Genomic DNA, 4,856 nt, shown 5'->3' with positions numbered 1-4,856 from the left:
CGTATGAGGTTCGCGATCCGCAGCGACCAGTCCAACGAGGTGGCGCGCATCAGGCTCAACGATGGGTATCGCCCGGATCGGCTCGGCAAATCCAAGTGTTTCGGCAAGGTTAAGCGGCATAATGCTTGCCCATTTTCYGGTTCTTATGTGCGAGAATAGCACAATCATAGAATTAGACTCGAGTGTCGGGTGAACCTCGACCCCCGCCTCCTGCAAATGCTTGTTAATGAGGCGGCGATTCTGCATGTCCATGGTGAGGAGGCAAAGCGGCAACTGCCCCACCTCCGCCCATGTGACCGACTTCCGATCAGAGTAGGTATTGCCCGACGAAGTAATCAGCTGGTAGCGCTCGGTATAAAGCGGCACGGACGTCACACGTCCGAGCGGCTCATTATCCAGATAGCTGATACCGATATCGATCTCGAAATTGCTGAGCAATGTCAATACTTCAAGCGATGTTCGCGAGGTCACGGAGAATGTAACATCCGGGTGCTTTTCGCGGAAAGGCGTGGTCAGYCGCGAGACCATGGCAAGTGCCGTCGGAATGGCGGCAATCTTCACGTGCCCGGCAAGGCCGAAGCGGGCGGCGCGGATTTCCTCGCGCATCGTGCGGGTATCGCCGACAATGCGGCGGGCCCATTCAAGCACGCGCTGACCTTCCGATGTCAGGCCATTGAAGCGTGAGGCGCGCTGTACGAGTACAACACCGAGCGTATCTTCAAGCTGGCGGATCGCTGCAGAGAGCGTCGGCTGGGTGACGCCGCATTCTTCTGCCGCCCGGCCGAAATGCTTGTGGTGCGCCAAAGCGATGAAAAATTCCAGCTTGTCGATCATGCGGGGTTGCTCCTCTTGAAGCGACCCTAGCGATGATCTTGTACAATCAGCAAGCCAAGTTTTTCAAACGGTCAGGAACTTGCGCACTTCCGGTTTATCGAGGCTCGCGGCATCGCCGGAATGAACGATCTCAYCGCGATCCATAATGTAGACGTGATCAGCAAGTTCGCGGCAGAAATCGAGATACTGTTCCACGAGAAGGATTGCGAGGCCGGCCTGATCACGCAGGAACTGGATCGCCCGGCCGATGTCCTTGATGATCGAAGGCTGGATACCTTCGGTCGGCTCATCGAGAACCAACAGTTTCGGCCGTGTCACCAGCGCCCGGCCGATGGCAAGCTGTTGCTGCTGGCCGCCGGAAAGATCGCCACCGCGCCGCCCGAGCATAGTTTTCAAAACCGGAAACAGTTCGAAGACTTCGGGGGGGACATTGCGATTGCCGCGCGTCGCCGCAGCGAAGCCGGTTGCAAGGTTTTCGCGGACAGTCAGCAGCGGGAAAATCTCGCGACCCTGCGGAACGAAAGCAATGCCAGCGCGGGCACGATCATAGGGTGGTTTCTTTCCCAGAACCGATCCTTCAAAACTGATCGAACCGGAGGAAAGCGGGTGCTGCCCGACGATGGCTCTGAGCATGCTGGTCTTGCCGACGCCGTTACGCCCGAGGACACAAGTGATCGATTTCGGTTTCACTTGCAGCGACACACCGCGCAGCGCCTGCGCGGCGCCATAGTGCAGAGACGCATTTTCAATTGTCAGCATGGGAGAATTCCTTGCTCTTTTTGACGCAAATTCCGGACGGCGCCACTTCTTTGGAATAGGTCTTTATCGGCCAAGATAGACCTCGATCACACGCTGATCGTTACTGACGAAATCGAGCGAGCCTTCGGCCAGCACCGAACCTTCGTGCAGGCATGTCACCTTCACATCGAGTTCGCGAACGAAATGCATGTCGTGTTCAACCACGAGTACCGACCGCGTCTTGGCGATTTCGCGCAACAGCTTGGCTGTTTCGGCGGTCTCGGCATCGGTCATCCCGGCCACCGGCTCATCGACCAGCAACAGCTTCGGATCCTGCGCCAGCAGCATTCCGATCTCGAGCCATTGTTTCTGGCCGTGCGAAAGGTTCGCCGCGAGCCAGTCGCGTTTTCCATTTAGGCGGATCGTATAAAGAATATCCTCGATCCGCTCGGCTTCATTCGCGCTCTGTCGATGGAAGAGCGCTGAGAACGCCGAACGCGGACCGGAGAGGGCCAGCACCAGATTGTCTTCAACCGTGTGGCTTTCGAAAACCGTCGGTTTCTGAAATTTGCGGCCGATGCCGAGCAAAGCGATTTCCGCCTCGTCGTGCCTGGTCAGATCCACTTCGCCATTGAAATAGACGTCGCCAGCATCAGGTTTTGTCTTGCCTGTGATGATATCCATCATCGTCGTCTTGCCGGCACCGTTCGGACCGATAATGGCGCGCATTTCCCCCGTCTGCAGCACGAGCGACAGATTATTGATGGCGCGGAAACCATCGAACGAGACCGAAACGCCATCGAGATAGAGGAGGGTATCCTGGGCTTTCATGATCTATTCCGCTGCCTGAGGTTCGGGAAGGTGCACATTCTCGGCGGCAACTGGCGGGGGCGCGCTGTCCCTCTTTCGCGCGGCGCGGTCAGCCAGTTTTGTTCTCCACGAGCCATAGAGACCGAGGATGCCCTTTGGCAGGAACAAGGTGACGATGATGAACAGCGCGCCCAGCGCGAACAGCCAGATTTCCGGGAATGCGGCCGTGAAATAGGTCTTGCCAAAATTGACCAATACGGCGCCGATGATGGGTCCGATGATCGTGCCACGGCCGCCCACGGCGACCCAGATTACCGCCTCGATAGAATTGGCCGGCTCGAACTCCGAGGGGTTGATAATACCGACCTGGGGCACGTAGAGCGCGCCGGCTATGCCCGCCATCATTGCCGAAATTGTCCAGACGAACAGCTTATAGCGATCGACACGATAGCCAAGAAAGCGCATGCGACTTTCCGCATCGCGGACACCGATGAGAACCTTGCCGAGTTTGGATCGAATGATGAAACTGGACACGAAGACGGCCAGCGCCAGAAACAGTGCAGTCGCCGCAAATAGCATGGAGCGGGTGGTTCCAGCCTGGATGTTGAAGCCGAGAATGTCCTTGAAATCCGTCAGGCCATTGTTGCCGCCAAAACCCATGTCGTTGCGAAAAAAAGCCAGCAGCAGCGCATAGGTCAGCGCCTGGGTAATGATCGACAGGTAAACGCCGGTGACGCGGGAGCGGAAGGCAAGCCAGCCGAAGCCAAAGGCAAGAGCGCCGGGAACAAGAACGACCATCAGCGCTGCGAACCAGAAATTGTCGAAGCCGTGCCAGAACCAGGGCAATTCCTTCCAGTTCAGAAAGACCATGAAATCCGGAAGCACTGGATCGGCATAGACGCCGCGCGGGCCGATCTGGCGCATCAGATACATGCCCATTGCGTAACCACCCAACGCAAAAAACGCGCCGTGACCGAGCGAAAGGATACCGCAGAAACCCCAGACCAGATCGAGCGCGACTGCGAGCAGTGCATAGGTCAGGTACTTGCCGATCAATGAAACGAGATAGGTCGGGATGTGCAGGGGCGAAGTTTCCGGCAGCAGGAGGTTTGAGAGTGGTACGAGGAAAGCGATTGCGACGAGGAGCGCAATGGCAATCCCGCCGCGCCGGTCAACATGGGTGAAAAACCATTGSGTAATCATGCTTCTATCGCCCTTCCCTTGAGTGCGAAGAGACCACGCGGACGCTTCTGAATGAACAGGATGATAAGGACGAGCACGACGATCTTGCCGAGGACTGCGCCGGCGAAAGGCTCAAGGAACTTGTTGGCGATGCCGAGAGACATGGCGCCAACCAATGTGCCCCAGAGATTGCCGACACCGCCAAAGACAACAACCATGAAGCTGTCGATGATATAGCCCTGGCCGAGATTGGGACTGACATTGTCGATCTGGCTAAGCGCCACGCCTGCAATTCCCGCAATGCCGGAGCCAAGACCGAATGTAAGTGCATCGACCCATGGTGTCCTGATACCCATCGACGAGGCCATGCGGCGATTTTGGGTGACTGCCCGCATGCGCAAACCAAGCATGGTCTTCTTCAGGACCAGTTGCAGGATGGCAAAGACGGATAGAGAAAAAACGATGATCCACAGGCGCGACCATGTGAGCGTCAGCAAGCCAAGATCGAAAGACCCGGCCATCCAGGATGGGTTGCCGACCTGCACGTTGGATGCGCCAAACCAGGAGCGAATGGCCTGTTGTAGAACCAGCGAGATGCCCCAAGTCGCCAGCAAAGTTTCGAGAGGACGTCCATAGAGAAAGCGGATGACACCGCGCTCGATGACCACCCCTATCGCGCCAGAAACGAGAAACGCGGCGGGAAGCGCGATGAGCAGCGAGTAGTCGAAGAGGTCTGGCGCCGAAGCGCGGATAAGCTGCTGCACCACGAACGTCGTATAAGCGCCGATCATGACCATCTCGCCATGGGCCATGTTGATGACGCCCATGACACCGAAGGTAATGGCAAGGCCGATGGCCGCGAGCAACAACACCGAACCCAATGACAGGCCGTAGACGACATTCTGGATGGCGTTCCAGAATGCGAGCTTGGTATTCATGCTGTCTATGGCCGCCTTCGCCGCTTCACCTACCGGACCCTGCACGCTCTCAAGTGGAGTAAGCAAACCCAGAGCATCGCGGCTGTTGCCGGCACTGACTTCGGCGATGGCGGCAATTTTCACATCGTCTGCCGCGTCGGAACTTAGTACGGCAGCGGCTTTGGCCTGCTGCATGAGCGCTTTGACGCTCGCATCCTTCTCAACCGCGATGGCTTGATCGAGTAGCGGGATCGACTCCGGATCGCGGGTCTTCAGGATAGCTTCCGCGGCTGAACGGCGCTCGGTGATATTATCGCTCATCAGTGTCAGGCCACCGACTGCCGCAGCGATATCGCGGCGCAACCGATTATTGAC

At 57.4% G+C, this 4,856-nt stretch carries 5 protein-coding genes; all 5 read right to left on the bottom strand.

Annotation, left to right across the window (positions count from 1 at the left end):
• Positions 1 to 834: LysR family transcriptional regulator (locus ACXJ5O_RS19120; protein ID WP_457301279.1), on the bottom strand; the 834-nt coding region annotated here is incomplete at its 3' end.
• Between the two features lie 63 nt (positions 835 to 897).
• On the bottom strand, positions 898 to 1,593 hold the full coding sequence (urtE, locus tag ACXJ5O_RS19115; protein WP_457301278.1) for an urea ABC transporter ATP-binding subunit UrtE: 696 nt from the start codon (positions 1,591 to 1,593) through the stop codon (positions 898 to 900).
• 63 nt (positions 1,594 to 1,656) lie between these two features.
• Positions 1,657 to 2,403, bottom strand: coding sequence for an urea ABC transporter ATP-binding protein UrtD (gene urtD, locus ACXJ5O_RS19110; RefSeq protein WP_112525931.1), 747 nt, complete (start codon positions 2,401 to 2,403; stop codon positions 1,657 to 1,659).
• Positions 2,404 to 2,406: 3 nt separating this feature from the next.
• Positions 2,407 to 3,585 (bottom strand): urea ABC transporter permease subunit UrtC, encoded by a 1,179-nt coding sequence (gene urtC, locus ACXJ5O_RS19105; RefSeq protein ID WP_457301277.1) that lies wholly within the window; start codon positions 3,583 to 3,585, stop codon positions 2,407 to 2,409.
• On the bottom strand, positions 3,582 to 4,856 hold a 1,275-nt coding region (gene urtB / locus ACXJ5O_RS19100; RefSeq protein ID WP_457301276.1), incomplete at its 5' end, for an urea ABC transporter permease subunit UrtB. The genes urtB and urtC, both read right to left, overlap by 4 nt.

Source organism: Phyllobacterium sp. P5_D12 (genome assembly GCF_054049495.1).
This window is presented reverse-complemented; position numbering and strand designations above follow the sequence as displayed.

Bases quoted from the DNA above. Each gene is read 5' to 3' on its own strand.
- urtD (WP_112525931.1), bottom strand. From the start codon at position 2,403: ATGAAAGCCCAGGATACCCTCCTCTATCTCGATGGCGTTTCGGTCTCG.